Source organism: Streptomyces mangrovisoli (assembly GCF_000974985.2).
Classification (GTDB): domain Bacteria; phylum Actinomycetota; class Actinomycetes; order Streptomycetales; family Streptomycetaceae; genus Streptomyces; species Streptomyces mangrovisoli.
In genome coordinates, this window is record NZ_LAVA02000012.1 from 27,374 (window position 1) to 41,386 (window position 14,013).

The 14,013-nt window shown below is 71.4% G+C and carries 11 protein-coding genes; 1 reads left to right on the forward strand and 10 read right to left on the reverse strand.

The genetic code is table 11. From position 1 onward, the window contains the following. Window positions 1-143: 143 nt before the first annotated feature. From WN71_RS06000 to rsmH, 10 genes are all read right to left on the reverse strand, one after another. On the reverse strand, window positions 144-938 hold the full coding sequence (locus WN71_RS06000) for a cell division protein FtsQ/DivIB (RefSeq protein WP_046590848.1): 795 nt from the start codon (window positions 936-938) through the stop codon (window positions 144-146). Window positions 939-963: 25 nt separating this feature from the next. Beyond that, window positions 964-2,055 (reverse strand): undecaprenyldiphospho-muramoylpentapeptide beta-N-acetylglucosaminyltransferase, encoded by a 1,092-nt coding sequence (gene murG / locus WN71_RS06005; protein WP_046590850.1) that lies wholly within the window; start codon window positions 2,053-2,055, stop codon window positions 964-966. A gap of 6 nt (window positions 2,056-2,061) precedes the next feature. Next, window positions 2,062-3,423 carry a putative lipid II flippase FtsW gene (gene ftsW / locus WN71_RS06010; RefSeq protein WP_046590853.1) on the reverse strand — a complete coding sequence of 454 codons (1,362 nt, stop codon included), beginning with the start codon at window positions 3,421-3,423 and terminating at the stop codon, window positions 2,062-2,064. Between the two features lie 98 nt (window positions 3,424-3,521). Further along, window positions 3,522-4,946 carry a UDP-N-acetylmuramoyl-L-alanine--D-glutamate ligase gene (murD, locus tag WN71_RS06015; protein ID WP_046590856.1) on the reverse strand — a complete coding sequence of 475 codons (1,425 nt, stop codon included), beginning with the start codon at window positions 4,944-4,946 and terminating at the stop codon, window positions 3,522-3,524. Further along, the gene (gene mraY, locus WN71_RS06020; protein ID WP_206300023.1) at window positions 4,928-6,001 is read right to left on the reverse strand and encodes a phospho-N-acetylmuramoyl-pentapeptide-transferase; all 1,074 of its coding nucleotides are present in this window, start codon (window positions 5,999-6,001) and stop codon (window positions 4,928-4,930) included. The genes murD and mraY overlap by 19 nt, the downstream gene beginning before the upstream one ends. Further along, window positions 5,998-7,404, reverse strand: a complete 1,407-nt coding sequence (locus WN71_RS06025; protein WP_046590858.1) for a UDP-N-acetylmuramoyl-tripeptide--D-alanyl-D-alanine ligase — start codon at window positions 7,402-7,404, stop codon at window positions 5,998-6,000. Before WN71_RS06025 ends, mraY begins: the two co-directional genes overlap by 4 nt. 4 nt (window positions 7,405-7,408) lie before the next feature. After that, window positions 7,409-9,064 carry a UDP-N-acetylmuramoyl-L-alanyl-D-glutamate--2,6-diaminopimelate ligase gene (locus WN71_RS06030; protein WP_420856459.1) on the reverse strand — a complete coding sequence of 552 codons (1,656 nt, stop codon included), beginning with the start codon at window positions 9,062-9,064 and terminating at the stop codon, window positions 7,409-7,411. 170 nt (window positions 9,065-9,234) lie between these two features. Beyond that, complete coding sequence (locus WN71_RS06035; protein WP_276208088.1) at window positions 9,235-11,190, reverse strand: peptidoglycan D,D-transpeptidase FtsI family protein; 1,956 nt, start codon at window positions 11,188-11,190, stop codon at window positions 9,235-9,237. A gap of 5 nt (window positions 11,191-11,195) precedes the next feature. Next, entirely contained in the window at window positions 11,196-11,753 is a 558-nt protein-coding gene (gene ftsL / locus WN71_RS06040; protein ID WP_046590864.1) for a cell division protein FtsL, read from the reverse strand. A 103-nt stretch (window positions 11,754-11,856) separates the two neighbouring features. Then, the gene (rsmH, locus tag WN71_RS06045) at window positions 11,857-12,813 is read right to left on the reverse strand and encodes a 16S rRNA (cytosine(1402)-N(4))-methyltransferase RsmH (protein ID WP_079177681.1); all 957 of its coding nucleotides are present in this window, start codon (window positions 12,811-12,813) and stop codon (window positions 11,857-11,859) included. Window positions 12,814-13,244: 431 nt separating this feature from the next. On the opposite strand from rsmH, the gene WN71_RS06050 reads away from it, so the two are divergent. Next, window positions 13,245-13,793, forward strand: a complete 549-nt coding sequence (locus tag WN71_RS06050; RefSeq protein WP_046590869.1) for a beta-class carbonic anhydrase — start codon at window positions 13,245-13,247, stop codon at window positions 13,791-13,793. Window positions 13,794-14,013 lie beyond the last annotated feature (220 nt).

The following is a 14,013-nucleotide window of genomic DNA, read 5'->3' on the forward strand; positions in this document are numbered from 1 at the left end:
GTTCCTTGAAGTCTCTGAACAGGACACTAAGTCGACAAGTGGCGCGCGTTCAACGAACACGCCGAACCTCCCGTTTTTCTTTTCACCCTATGTGATCAGGCATGTCGCTGCCCAGCCAGGGTGCTGACCTGCGCTGACGTGCGTCAACTCCCCGATGACGCGGGCGCGGTGGGGACGCTGACGTCGAAGTGCCGCGCGTCCGGCGCCGCTTTCATCAGGGCGGTGAGGGTGCGGGCCTTCGCGCGGCCCTTCTCGCCGCTGCCCCAGGAGACCGTGCGGCCGCCGGTCAGCGCGAGCGAGATGTCGTCGTAGGAACGGACCTTGACGGTTCTGGTGACGCGCGCGACGGCGGGCGGCAGGCGTCGTGCGACCGCGACCGCCTCGCGCACCAGCCGGTCCTCGCCGAAGCGCCGCAGGCTCGCGGCCGACGAACCCGGCTTGGAAAGCGACAATTGCAGCATCGCGACAGCCTTCGGACGCTGCGAAACCGTCGCGAACCGGACGCCCTGGCGGTCGACTTCGACAAATGCGCCATTCTTCGCGATGAGCAGCACCGGGGTGCGCTCGGTGACTTTCAGGGCGATCCCGTGCGGCCAGGAGCGCTCCACCTCGACGGTGTCAATTCGGGGCAATTTCTGGCGAAGTCGGGCCGCGATCGCCTCCGTGTCGACGGAGACCAACGGTTTCCCGACCGGAACGGCGGCGGCCGCCCGCACCTCGGCCGGGGTCAGCACCCGGGTGCCGGAGACGGACACCCGGTCCACCCGCAGCCACGGAGAGCCGTACAACAGCCAGGCGGTGCCCGCGCCGAGGAGGACGAGTGCGATCGCGAAGATGATGATCACACGAAGCCGCAGCCGCCTCAGCCGCCGGACGAGGGGCGGGCCGGACGACTCCTGCTGGCGGTCACCGCGCTCGGCGGTGGTCGGTCCGGCCACGCTCCCCTGCCTCTCTCACCTGTGCCTAGTGGCGCCGGGCGGCGATCGCCTCGTACACCATGCCGACGAGCAGCTCGTCGGCGTCCCGGCGGCCGAACTCGGCGGCGGCGCGGGACATCTCGTACAGCCGGTGCGGGTCGGCGAGCACGGGCAGCACGTTCTGCTGCACCCACTCCGGGGTGAGTTCCGCGTCGTCGACCAGCAGCCCGCCGCCGGCCTTGACCACCGGCTGGGCGTTCAGCCGCTGTTCGCCGTTGCCGATGGGCAGCGGGACATAGGCGGCCGGCAGCCCGACGGCGGAGAGTTCGGCGACGGTCATGGCGCCCGCGCGGCAGAGCATCATGTCGGCCGCGGCGTACGCAAGATCCATCCGGTCCACGTAACTTACCGGGATATAGGGGGGCATTCCCGGCATCTGCTGCACATGCGGCAATTCGTTCTTGGGGCCGACCGCGTGCAGGATCTGGATTCCGGCCTGCTGGAGGTAGGGCGCGACCTGCTGGACGACCTCGTTGAGGCGGCGGGCGCCCTGCGAGCCGCCCGAGACGAGCAGCGTGGGCAGGTTGGGGTCCAGGCCGAACATCGCGCGGGCCTCGGGGCGCACCGCGGCGCGGTCCAGGGTGGCGATGGTGCGGCGCAGCGGGATGCCGATGTAGCGGGCGTCGCGCAGCTTGCTGTCGGGCGTGGAGACGGCGACCTGGGCGGCGTACCGCGAGCCGATCTTGTTGGCGAGGCCGGGCCGGGCGTTGGCCTCGTGGATGACGATCGGCACGCCCAGGCGCTTGGCGGCGAGGTAGGCGGGCAGCGCCACATAGCCGCCGAAGCCGACGACGGCGTCGGCCTTGGTGCGCTCCAGGATCTGCTCCGTCGCCTTGATCGTGCCGCGCAGCCGGCCCGGGACCGTGATCAGTTCGGGGGTGGGCTTGCGCGGCAGCGGCACGGCGGGGATCAGCGCGAGCTCGTACCCGCGCTGCGGGACGAGCTTGGTCTCCAGGCCGCGTTCCGTGCCCAGAGCCGTGATACCGACGGTCGGGTCCTGCCTGCGCAGGGCGTCCGCGAGGGCGAGCGCGGGCTCGATGTGGCCGGCGGTCCCCCCACCAGCGAGTACGACATGCACCGAAATTCACCGCTCTCCGGACGGGCGTGCCGCGGGGGCGCGCCGTCGCATCGTGTTCCATCTCCGGGGGCTCCGAGGGGAAACGGAACCACCGGCCCCCCGCTTTCTACCAAAGCGAGGTTGCCGCATCGCAAGCGCCGCCCGCGCAGCGGGCTCGTCGCGCGCGAAGGCGATCAGCAACCCGATGGCGAACATGGTCGGCAGCAGGGCGGACCCCCCGTAGGAGAACAGCGGGAGGGGGACGCCGGCGATCGGCAGCAGCCCGAGCACCGCACCGATGTTGATCACCGCCTGCGTGGTGATCCAGGTGGTCACACCTCCCGCGGCATACCTGACGAAGGGGTCCTCCGTACGTCCGGCCACGCGGATACCCGCATAGCCTAGAGCCGCGAACAGGGCGAGCACCGACAGTGTGCCCGCGAGACCCAGTTCCTCACCGGTGACGGCGAAGATGAAGTCGGTGTGGGCTTCGGGCAGTTGGCCCCATTTCTCCACACTCGCCCCGAGTCCGGAGCCGAACAGGCCGCCCGAGGCGAGGGCGTAAATGCCGTGCACGGCCTGCCAGCAGTCGCCGTTCGGCTTCATCTCGGTGGCGCCGATGCAGGCGAGCCGGCCCATCCGGTTGGGGCTGGTCTTGATGAGGATCGCGCCGATGGCGGCCGCGATCGCCAGCACGCCGACGAACAGCCGGGTCGGCGCGCCCGCCAGCCACAGCAGGCCGAACAGGATCGCCGTGAGGATGATCGCGGTGCCCATGTCGCCGCCCAGCATGATCAGCCCGAGCAGCAGGAAGGCGACCGGCACCAGCGGCACCAGCATGTGCTTCCACTGGCTCAGCAGCTTCTTGTCCTGCTTGCGGGCGAGCAGGTCGGCGGCCCACAGCACGAGCGCCAGCTTGCCGAACTCGCTGGGCTGGATCTGGAACGAGCCGCCGAGCGAGATCCAGTTCTGGTTGCCGTTGACCGCCATGCCGATCCCGGGCACCTGCACCAGGGCCATCATGAAGACGGCGCCCGCGAGGATCGGGTAGGCCAGCGCCCGGTGCAGCTTGACCGGCATCCGGGAGGCGGCGAGCAGCAGCACGCCGCCGATCGCCGCGGCCGTGAACTGCTTGCGGAAGAAGAACGATCCGGGCAGCGACATCTGGAGAGCGGTGATCTGCGAGGCCGAGTAGACCATCACCAGGCCGAGCACGGTGATGAGCAGACTGCCGCCCAGGATCAGGTAGTACGCCGTCAGCGGCCGGTCCCACGCCCGGTGCGCCCGCGTGTAGAGCCGGGCCACCGGGTTGTCGCGCACGGTGCGGGCGGCGGCGGGCCGCCCGGCGCTCCGCTGCGCGGGAGGTCGGCCGGTACGGCTACTGGACATCACCGGCTCCTCGCGCCGGCCGACCGAACCCGAGCCACTCAGGAGTCACGCGTCCCTCCAAGGGGTCCCGCGGCACCCGAAGTGGCCGGGACCAGCCGTCAGGCGCCCGCGCCGAGTTCGCGGACCGCCTCCGCGAACGCGTCACCGCGCTTGTTGTAGTTGGTGAACATGTCCATCGAGGCGCAGGCCGGGGCGAGCAGTACCGTGTCGCCCGGCCGAGCGAGCCGCCGCGCCTCCTGGACAGCCTGGAGCATCGCCCCAGTGTCGGTCCGCTCGAGGTCGACCACGGGTACTTCCGGCGCGTGTCGCGCCAGGGCCTCGCGGATCAGCGCGCGGTCGGCGCCGATCAGGACGGCACCCCGCAGCCGCGGCGCGGACTTGGCGACGATTTCGTCGAAGGTGGCGCCCTTCGCCAGGCCGCCCGCAATCCATACGATCGACTCATATGCCGCCAACGAGGCTTCCGCGGCATGGGTGTTGGTGGCCTTGGAGTCGTCGACGTACGACACGCCGTCCACGTCGGCGACGTGCGCGATGCGGTGCGCGTCCGGCGTGAAGGCCCGCAGACCGTCGCGTACGGCCGCGGCGGGCACCCCGTAGGCGCGCGCGAGGGCCGCCGCCGCAAGGGCGTTGGCGATGTTGTGCGGGGCGGCCGGGACGACGTCGGAGACCTCGGCGAGTTCCTGCGCGTTGCGCTGCCGGTTCTCGACGAACGCCCGGTCGACCAGGATGCCTTCCACGACGCCGAGTTGGGAGGGGCCGGGGGCGCCGAGGGTGAAGCCGACGGCGCGGCAGCCCTCCTCGACGTCGGCCTCGCGCACCAGGTCCTCGGTGAGCTTGTCGGCCACGTTGTAGACGCAGGCGACCCGGTTGCCCTCGTAGATCCGGCCCTTGTCGGCGGCGTACGCCTCCATCGAGCCGTGCCAGTCGAGATGGTCGGGCGCCAGGTTGAGCACGGCACCGGAGTGGGCGCGCACGGAGGGCGCCCAGTGCAGCTGGTAGCTCGACAGCTCCACGGCGAGCACGTCGTACGTCTCCTCGCCGAGCACGGCGTCGAGGACGGAGACGCCGATGTTGCCGACGGCGGCGGTGCGCAGGCCCGCGGCCTTCAGGATCGAGGCGAGCATCTGGACCGTGGTGGTCTTGCCGTTGGTGCCGGTGACGGCGAGCCAGGGCGCGGCGTCCGGGCCGCGCAGCCGCCAGGCCAGCTCCACGTCGCCCCAGACCGGCACGCCGGCCTCGGCGGCCGCGGCGAACAGCGGCTTGTCCGGCTTCCAGCCGGGCGCGGTGACGATCAGTTCGGTGCCGGCGGGCAGGGTCGCCCCGTCGCCGAGGCGCACGGTGACGCCCAGCGCCTCCAGTTCGGCGGCCTGCGCGCGGGAGCGCTCGTCGTCGCCGTCGTTGACGACCGTGACGACCGCGCCGAGTCCGCGCAGCACCTTGGCCGCCGGGATGCCGGAGACGCCGAGCCCGGCGACGGTGACGTTCTTGCCCTGCCAGTCGGTCACTTCTCGGCTGCCCATCCCGCGTAGAAGAGGCCCAGTCCGACAATCACGCAGATGCCCTGGATGATCCAGAAGCGGACCACCACAAGTACCTCGGACCAGCCCTTGAGTTCGAAGTGGTGCTGGAGCGGGGCCATCCGGAAGACGCGCTTCCCGGTGAGCCGGAAGGAGCCGACCTGGATGACCACCGACATGGTGATGAGGACGAACAGACCGCCGAGGAGCGCTATCAGCAGCTCCGTCCGGGAGCAGATCGCGAGGCCGGCGAGGACACCGCCGAGCGCCAGCGAACCGGTGTCGCCCATGAAGATCTTGGCGGGCGAGGTGTTCCACCACAGGAAGCCGAGACAGGCGCCCATCAGCGCCGAGGCGATGACCGCGAGGTCCAGCGGATCGCGCACCTCGTAGCAGGCGTTGGGGTTGGTCAGGGTCGTCGCGTTGGCGCAGGACTCCTGGAACTGCCAGACACCGATGAACGTGTAGGCGCCGAAGACCAGCACGGAGGCGCCGGTGGCGAGACCGTCCAGGCCGTCGGTGAGGTTCACGCCGTTCGACATCGCGAGAATCATGAACAGCGCCCAGACCACGAACAGCACCGGACCGATGGTCCAGCCGAAGTCCGTGATGAACGACAGCTTCGTGGACGCCGGTGTGTTGCCGCGGGAGTCCTGGAACTGGAGCGCGAGCACCGCGAAGCCGATGCCGACGATCAGCTGGCCGGCCATCTTCGCCTTGGCCCGCAGACCGAGCGAGCGCCGCTTGACGATCTTGATGTAGTCGTCGAGGAAGCCGACCATGCCCATGCCCACCATGAGGCCGAGCACCAGCAGGCCCGAGTAGGTCGGGGCGTAACCGGTGATCACCTTCGACAGGAAGTAGGCCGCGACGGTCGCCAGGATGAAGGCGATGCCGCCCATGGTCGGCGTACCGCGCTTGCTGGCGTGCTCGCGCGGGCCGTCGTCCCGGATGTACTGGCCGTAACCCTTGCGGGCCAGCAGCTTGATCAGCAGCGGGGTGCCGATCAGGGTCAGGAACAGACCAATGACTCCTGCGAACAGGATCTGCTTCATCATCGGGCAGCGACCTCACCCTCGGCACCGGTCTCGAGCAGCGCCTGGGCAACGCTCTCCAGACCGACCGAACGGGACGCCTTCACGAGCACGACGTCCCCTGGGCGCAATTCGCTGCGCAACAGGTCGACCGCCGCCTGTGCGTCGGACACGTGCACCGACTCCTCACCCCACGAACCCTCGTTATATGCGCCCAGTTGCAGCCAGGACGCTTCCCTGCCCCCGACCGCGACGAGCTTGCCGACATTGAGCCGGACGGCGAGCCGTCCGACCGCGTCGTGCTCGGCGAGCGCCTCGTCCCCGAGCTCGGCCATCTTGCCGAGCACCGCCCAGGTCCGCCGCCCCTTGCCCATGGCCGCGAGCGCGCGCAGGGCGGCTCGCATGGACTCGGGATTGGCGTTGTAGGCGTCGTTGACGATGGTCACGCCGTCCGGGCGCTCGGTGACCTCCATACGCCAGCGGGAGAGGGAGCCCGCCTCGGAGAGCGCGGTGGCGATCTCTTCCGCGGACATGCCCAGCTCATGAGCGACGGCGGCCGCGGCGAGCGCGTTCGACACGTGGTGCTCACCGTACAGGCGCATGGTCACATCGCTTGCACCGGAGGGTGTGTGAAGCCTGAAGGAGGGCTGTCCGCTGTCCGTGAGTCGCACGTTCTCGGCGCGAACGTCCGCTTCGTCGCTCTCTCCGAAAAGGAGCACCTTCGCCTTCGTGCGGGAGGCCATGGCCCGGACGAGCGGGTCGTCGGCGTTGAGGATCGCGGCGCCGTCCTCGGGCAGCGCCTCGACGAGTTCGCCCTTCGCCTGCGCGATCTGCTCGCGGCCGCCGAACTCGCCGATGTGGGCGGTGCCGACGTTCAGCACCAGGCCGACCTTCGGCGGCGTCAGACCGGTGAGGTAGCGGATGTGGCCGATGCCGCGGGCGCCCATCTCCAGCACGAGGAACTGCGTCTCCTCGGTGGCGCTGAGCGCGGTCAGCGGCAGCCCGATCTCGTTGTTGAGCGAGCCCGGCGTGAACACCGTCGGCGCCTTGGACCGCAGGACCTGCGCGATGAGGTCCTTGGTGCTGGTCTTGCCCGCGGAGCCGGTGAGGGCCACGAGGGTCGCGCCGAGCCGTCGTACGACATGGCGGGCGAGGGCGCCGAGGGCGCTCTGCACGTCGTCGACGACGATCGACGGCACGCCGGTCGGCCGGGACCCGAGGACGGCCACGGCGCCGGCCTCGACCACGGCCGCGGCGAAGTCGTGTCCGTCGACGCGTTCACCCGCGAACGCGACGAAGAGGCTGCCGGGCACCGCCTCACGGGAGTCCCGGACGACGGGTCCGGTCACCTCGACGGACGGATCCGGTATGTCGTACGTCTGCCCGCCGACGACTGCTGCGATCTCGGCGAGAGAAAGGGCGATCACAAGTTCATCCCTGGGTCTGCTGGATAGCTTCGCGAAGCACCAGGCGGTCGTCGAAGGGACGGACCACCCCGGCGATGTCCTGGCCCTGCTCGTGGCCCTTGCCCGCGACCAGCACGGTGTCCCCGGGCCGCGCGCGGCCGACCGCGGCGGCGACGGCCGCGGCCCGGTCCTCGAACAGGAGGACCTCGCCGCGCTCGTGCACCGGTACGGACGCCGCGCCCTCGAGCATGGTGGCGAGGATCGCGAGGGGGTCCTCGGAGCGGGGGTTGTCGGAGGTCAGTACGGCGGTGTCGGCGAGCCGGGCGACGGCGGCGCCCATCGGCGCGCGCTTGGTCCGGTCGCGGTCGCCGCCGCAGCCGAGCACGACGTGCAGCCGCCCCTCGGTGACCTTGCGCAGCGCGCGCAGCACCGATTCGACGGCGTCGGTCTTGTGGGCGTAGTCAACGACGGCGAGATACGGCTGCCCGGCGTCGACCCGCTCGAGGCGGCCCGGCACGCCCGGCACCGCGGCGACCCCGTCGGCCGCGGCCTGCGGGTCGAGTCCGGCGGCGGCCAGCGCGACGATCGCGGCGAGGGTGTTCGCCACGTTGAACGGGCCGGGCAGCGGCGACCTGGCCCGCACCCGCACGGCGTCCGGGCCCACGACGGTGAACTCCGAGTCCATGGGCCCGATCCGGACGTCCTCGGCGCGCCAGTCGGCGTCCGGGTCGCCCTCGGCGGAGAAGGTCACCACCGGGACCTCCGACTCCTTGGTGAGCCGGCGGCCGTACTCGTCGTCGTAGTTGACCACGCCGAGTCTGCTGCGTCTGGCGGTGAACAGCTGCGCCTTGGCCCGGAAGTAGTCCTCCATGTCGGAGTGGAACTCCATGTGCTCCGGGCTCAGGTTGTTGAAGACCGCGACGTCGAAGACGCAGCCGTCGACCCGGCCGAGCACGAGGGCGTGGCTGGACACCTCCATGGCGACCGCCTCGACGCCGCGTTCGCGCATGACGGCGAACAGGGCCTGGAGGTCGGTGGCCTCGGGAGTGGTGCGCTCGGACTTGATGCGCTCGTCGCCGATCCGCGTCTCCACCGTGCCGATGAGCCCGGTGGAGCGGGCCGTGCGCAGGCCGCCCTCGACCAGGTAGGCCGTGGTGGTCTTGCCGGAGGTGCCGGTGATGCCGATCTGGAGCAGGCCGTGGCCGGGGTGGCCGTAGACCGTGGCCGCCAGTTCTCCCATCCGCGCCCGCGGATCGTCCACGACCAGTGCCGGCAGGCCCGCGGCGGCGGCGCGCCGGGCGCCGGCCGGGTCCGTCAGCACGGCGACCGCGCCCAGGCTCGCGGCCTGGGTGACGAAGTCGGCGCCGTGGGCGCGGGCGCCGGGCAGGGCGGCGTACAGGTCGCCTGGGCGCACGGCCCGCGAGTCATGGGTGATGCCCGTGACCTCGGCGGCGCTCTCCGGCGTGGCGGCACCCAGCTGATCGGCGAGCTCCGCGAGGGGTGTGGCGGAGACCTGAACCGGTCGTGGCGGCCCCGGATATGTCACGGAAGCGCCCTTCTGGGTGGTTTGGGACTGATCAGCGTGTGGCACGGCGGTGAGCGTACCGGGCGCACCCGCTTCGGGGCGAAGCGAGGGCGCGGGTGGGGTGTGGTTCCCGGGATCGGGCGGTGGCATCGTCACGGAGCGTTCCTGGCTGGTCGCGCTGATCAGGGACGGGGTGGGGTCGTGGTGGGCGGGTCGGGTTCCGGCCGGGGGCCGAGAGCGGGAGCGGTCGGTACGGGAGGTGAGTACGGGCGGTGGGTCCAGGGCTTGTGGCCGCGGTGGGTCCGAGGCTCGTGGCCGCGGCGGGTCTAGGGCTTGTAGCTGACGGGGAGGTTCGCGGCCTTGGCGCCCGTCGGCGCGATCTGGAGCGTCTTCAGCGCGAACTCCATGACCTGCTTGTAGACGGGTCCGCAGATCTGGCCGCCGAAGTAGCTGCCCTTGGTGGCGTTCTGGATCGCGCAGTAGACGGTGATCCGGGGCTTGTCCGCGGGGGCGAACCCGGCGAACGACGAGGTGTAGCCGTGGTACTTGCCGGTGGCCGGATCCACTCGGTTGGCGGTGCCGGTCTTCCCCGCCACCCGGTACCCCGGGATGCGCGCCTTGATGCCGGTGCCCTGCTCGTCGTCCACCACCGACTCCAGCATCTGGGCGAGTTCCTTCGCCGTCTTCGTGCTGACCACCCTGGTCTTCTTGGGGGTCGCCGCCTCGGTGTAGCGCCCGTCCGCGTCCTTGGTGCCGCGCACCAGGGTGGGCTCGACGCGCACGCCGCCGTTGGCGATGGTCGAGTACACGGACGCCGCCTGCACGGCGTTGAGCGACATGCCCTGGCCGAAGGGGATCGTGTACTGCTGCGAGGTGGACCACTTGTCCGCCGGGGCGAGGATGCCCTTGGTCTCGCCGGGGAAGCCGAGCCCGGTGTAGCTGCCGATGCCGAACTTGCGCAGGTAGGAGTAGAGCACCTTGTCCGCCTGGGCCTGCGTCTTGCCGAGCTGCCCGGTGGCCAGGATGGTGCCGATGTTGCTGGACTTCGCGAGCACCCCGTTGAGGGTCAGGTACCAGGTGCCGTGGTCCACGTCGTCCTGGAAGAGGCGGTCCCCGCGGTGCAGCCGGTTGGGCACCACGACGTGCGTGAGCGGGGTGGCGGCGTTCTCCTCCAGTACGGCGGCCATGGACATCACCTTGGCCGTGGAGCCGGGTTCGTAGGCGTCCTGGAGGGCCGCGTTGCCCATGGCGGTGGCGTCCGCCTGGGAGAGGTCGTTGGGGTCGAAGCCCGGCGAGTTGGCCATGGCGAGGATCTGCCCGGTCTGCGTGTCCTGCACGACGACGTAGCCGCGGTCCGCGCCGGACTTCTTCACCTGCTCGGAGATGGCGTTCTGCGCGGCCCACTGGATGTCGCGGTCGATGGTCAGCTCGATGTCCGAGCCGGCCACGGCCGGGGTCTCGGTGGAGCCCGCCGTCGGCACCTCCCGGCCGCCGGACTGGGCGTAGCGGATCTTGCCGTCCTTGCCGGACAGCTCCGAGTTCAGCTGCTGCTCGATGCCGCCGCCGCCCTTGCCCTCGGCGTTGACCCAGCCCAGTATCCCGGCGGCGAGGTCGCCGTTGGGGTACACGCGCTTGCTGCTGGGGTCGGAGAAGACGCCGGCGAGGACGTTGGCGGTGCCCTTGTCGGTGGCGGCCTTGTCCGCGAGGGCGGACTTCAGGTCCTTGATCTGCTTCCAGGTCTGCGGGGTCTGCCGGCGGGCCAGCAGCACATACCGGGTGTTCTTGGTGCGGAGCTTCTTGACCAGCGCCGACTGCTCCTGGCCGAGGATCGGCGCGAGCAGCGCGGCGGCCTGCTCGGGCCCGTCGTCCACGCCGAGCTGTTTACGCGTGAACATCGTGGGGTCGGCGGTGATGTCGTCGGCGTCCACGCTGATGGCGAGCGCGACGCCGTTGCGGTCGGTGATCCCGCCGCGCTCGGCGGCCAGGGTGTGCACGACGTAGCGGTTCTGGTCGGCCCGCGCCGCGTACGCGCTCGCGTCGACCGCCTGCACCTGGAGCAGCCGTACGACGAAGACGGACAGCACGAGGGTGAGCGCGAGGCCGACCATCCTCAGGCGGGGGCGGGGGCTGCCGAGCCGGATGATCTTCGGCGCCGGGGGCCGGGGCCCGCCGGGGCGGCGCACGGGCCGCGCTCCCGGCCCGGCCTGCCGACGCGCCTGCGCGGCCCGGGAAGGCTTCGCCGGGCCGGGCACACGGCGACGCGGTGCTTGCCTGTCGGACACTTCCGTCACCTGCCGGGGGTCGAGGGCGTGGCGGGCACGGCCGTGGCCGTGCCCGCGGACGGCGAGGCCACCGGGCTCGCGGGGACGGACGCGGGGCCCGTGGGGAGGGACGCCCGGTTCGCCGGTGCGGCGGACGGCGCGCCGGTGGGCAGCGCCTCGGGGGCCAGGACCAGGGGGCCGCGGGCCGCGCTCTGGTCGGCGGAGGCGGGGCTGGGGACGCCCTTCACGGTGCCGTCGGGGTCGAGGAAGGCGGGGTCGCCGCCGGGCACCATGCCGAGTTCACGGGCGCGGCGCTGGAGGGCGTCGGGCGCGGAGTAGGAGTCGATGTCCCGCTGGAGCGCCTGCTCCTCGTCGGTGAGGCTCTTGGTGTCCTTCTGGAGGTCGTCGAGCTTGAACGAGCCCTCACTGAGCGCGGAGTTCAGCACCAGCAGGCCGATGAGCCCGCCGCCGAGGAGCAGGACGACGAGAAGCACGAACGGGGTGCGGGCGGCGCCGCCGGAACCGGCCGGCAGGAGCCGCGCGAGGCGGGCGGCCCGCCCCCTCAGCTCGGGTTTCCTGTTCACGCACCCTCCCCTGGAGCAGCGTCGCCGGTCCGGCCGGGGCACCTCGCCCGTCCCGGACCCGGTGGATCGGGCCGGCCCGTACGCCCGGGACCCCGTGCGCCCCTCACTCCACGTCCTCCCTGATGCGCTCGGCGCCGCGCAGCCGCGCCGGTGCGGCGCGCCGGTTCTCGGCGACCTCTTCCTCGGTGGGAAGTTCGGCACCGCGCGTGAGCAGCTTGAGCCGGGGCTGGTAGCGCTCCGGCACGACGGGCAGTCCGGGCGGCGCGGTGGTGGCGGCCCCGGCCGCGAACACCTGCTTGACCAGCCGGTCCTCCAGCGAGTGGTACGACAGCACGGCGATCCGGCCGCCCACGGCGAGCGCCTTCACCGCGGCCGGGATCGCCCGCTCCAGGACCGAGAGTTCGCCGTTGACCTCGATGCGCAGGGCCTGGAAGGTGCGCTTCGCGGGGTTGCCGCCGGTGCGCTTGGCCGCCTGCGGCAGCGCGTCCCGGATCAGCTCGACGAGCCGCGCGCTGTTGCTGAACGGCTCCTTCTCGCGCTCGCGCACGACGGCCGCCACGATCCGCTTGGCCTGCTTCTCCTCGCCGTACGCCCGCAGGATGCGGACGAGTTCGCCGGGCGGGTAGGTGTTGAGCACCTCGGCGGCGCTGATGCCGGTCGTCTGGTCCATGCGCATGTCGAGGGGGGCGTCCTGCGCGTAGGCGAACCCGCGGTCGGCCTCGTCGAGCTGCATGGAGGAGACGCCGAGGTCGAACAGGACGCCCTGGACCTTCGGGATGCCCAGCCGCTCCAGCACGTCGGGGAGTTCGTCGTAGACGGCGTGCACGAGGGCGGCCCGCTCGCCGAACGGCGCGAGCCGCTCGCCGGACAGTCTGAGCGCCTCCTTGTCCCGGTCGAGGGCGACGAGCCGCGCCTCGGGGAACTGCGTCAGCAGGGCCTCGCTGTGTCCGCCGAGCCCGAGGGTGCAGTCGACGACCACCGCTCCCGGCTCGCGCAGGGCGGGCGCCAGCATGTCCAGGCATCGCTGGAGCATCACCGGGACATGTCGACTCTCGCTCAAGAGGCCCTCTCAGGTCCGGCGGGGCGCACACGCACCGCCGGGTCCCCGCCCTCTCCCGGTGAAGGGGATGTCGGCCGGCGCCCGAGGCGTCGGCCGGCCGGGAGCGGGAGGAGGCCGAGCCGTACGTACGCGCCGCGCACGTGGGGAGACCCGCGAAAACGCGGAGGGCGGCCGGGGCCTCCGGGGAAATCAGTCCAGTGGGGAGGCCCTCGCCTCCCGCTTCGCGTCACTTTAGTCCACGGTGACGCACGGTCAATCAACCGGCCTGCGCGTCGCGTGGACCGTCTCCGGGGACCTCTCGATCCGCCGCGATTCACCCGTTCGGATGCACCTGGCCCTCCGTGTGGGGTAACTCACAACAAGTGACAATGGCGTTCTTTGTCCCGACCCACAGCAGGACCGGATCACATGCGACCAGTACCGTCTTGGCTATGACGACTTCCGCAGCAGTTCCCCTCGGACCCGAAGGCGCCATAACCGAAGGCGGCACGGTGACGGACCGCCTCGTGGAGGCCAACCGGGCGTACGCCGCCAGCTTCACCGACCCCGGCATGGACGCCCGGCCCGTCCAGCGCGTCGCCGTCGTGGCGTGCATGGACGCCCGGCTCGACCTGCACGCCGCGCTCGGCCTGCGGCTGGGCGACTGCCACACGATCCGCAACGCGGGCGGCGTGGTCACCGACGACGTCATCCGCTCCCTGACCATCAGCCAGCGCGCGCTCGGCACCCGCAGCGTGGTCCTCATCCACCACACCGGCTGCGGCATGCAGGCCATCACCGAGGACTTCCGGCACGACCTGGAGATGGAGGTCGGGCAGCGTCCGTCGTGGGCGGTGGAGTCCTTCAAGGACGTCGACCAGGACGTGCGGCAGTCGATGCAGCGCGTCCGCACCTCGCCCTTCCTGCTGCACACCGACGACGTCCGCGGCTTCGTCTTCGACGTGAAGACCGGCCTGATCACCGAGGTCGACCCCGCCTGATCCGGCGGCGCGCCCGCGCGAAAGCCCCGGGGAACGCTCACACGAACCCCGGGGCGCGCGCATACAACCCGCGCATCGCACGCCGTTCACATGCACAAAAGGCCGTAAGACCCGACATACCGCAGCCACTTGTCCACAGGCGGATGACACGAACCGGTAACGGCCACAAGAATGCTGGGGTGGGGCCACGCGGGAACTCTTCTCGCGTGGTGTCCGTGTT

Bases quoted from the DNA above. Each gene is read 5' to 3' on its own strand.
- ftsW (WP_046590853.1), bottom strand. From the start codon at position 3,423: ATGTCCAGTAGCCGTACCGGCCGACCTCCCGCGCAGCGGAGCGCCGGG.
- murD (WP_046590856.1), bottom strand. From the start codon at position 4,946: ATGGGCAGCCGAGAAGTGACCGACTGGCAGGGCAAGAACGTCACCGTC.
- mraY (WP_206300023.1), bottom strand. From the start codon at position 6,001: ATGATGAAGCAGATCCTGTTCGCAGGAGTCATTGGTCTGTTCCTGACC.
- WN71_RS06050 (WP_046590869.1), top strand. From the start codon at position 13,245: ATGACGACTTCCGCAGCAGTTCCCCTCGGACCCGAAGGCGCCATAACC.